This is a genomic window from Oleiphilus sp. HI0132 (assembly GCF_001635845.1).
Window position 1 is genome coordinate 1 of sequence record NZ_LWGJ01000510.1, and the last position, 604, is coordinate 604.

Here is a 604-nt window from a genome sequence, read left to right on the forward strand (position 1 = left end):
CTGTACAGTTTTTGATCGCACCGATAAAATATCGCTAACACTTTGTAACAGTAAGAGGTCGTTACCGTGCACGATGGATCAAACTTTAAAGAAGCGGAGTCTTCTCACTTAGGTAATCAGGACTCTCGTATCGTCCCGATCGATTTTGATAAACTAAGATACTTAGCTTCGAACAAGCCAGAAGCATTTGAGCGTTACCGTGAAGAGCTCTATCAACAAGCAATCGAGCAAGCACCTATTGAACTTCAGCGCCGTTTGAAAGGAGTGCAGTTCAGGATAAATATGGCCAGGCAAGGTGCCAGAAGCCCATTATCGTCCTGTATGAGACTTTCAGAAATGATGCATGATTCGTTTGTGGAACTACAACTGGCATTGGCAAACCCACGAAAGTATTTACAGGAGCAAAGCAGCAAGCCTGCGGAAAGTGCGGAGATTGTTGAGTTGTTTCCCAAGTAGAGCCTGCCCCGTGCTACCCCGTCAGCGAGCCGTGGAAGGCTCTGCCTACAAGAACAAAAAAGGGGAACCGCTATGGCTCCCCTTTTTTAATTTCTTTGCTGGTTTATAGCAATTCTTCCAACTTAGCCATTACCTTATCAGCAAACTC

General features: G+C 45.4%; 1 protein-coding gene. It reads left to right on the forward strand.

Annotation, left to right across the window (positions count from 1 at the left end; all coding sequences use genetic code 11):
* Positions 1 to 66 precede the first annotated feature (66 nt).
* Positions 67 to 456 (forward strand): DUF3135 domain-containing protein, encoded by a 390-nt coding sequence (locus A3766_RS06115; protein WP_068510366.1) that lies wholly within the window; start codon positions 67 to 69, stop codon positions 454 to 456.
* The last annotated feature ends 148 nt before the right edge of the window (positions 457 to 604 follow it).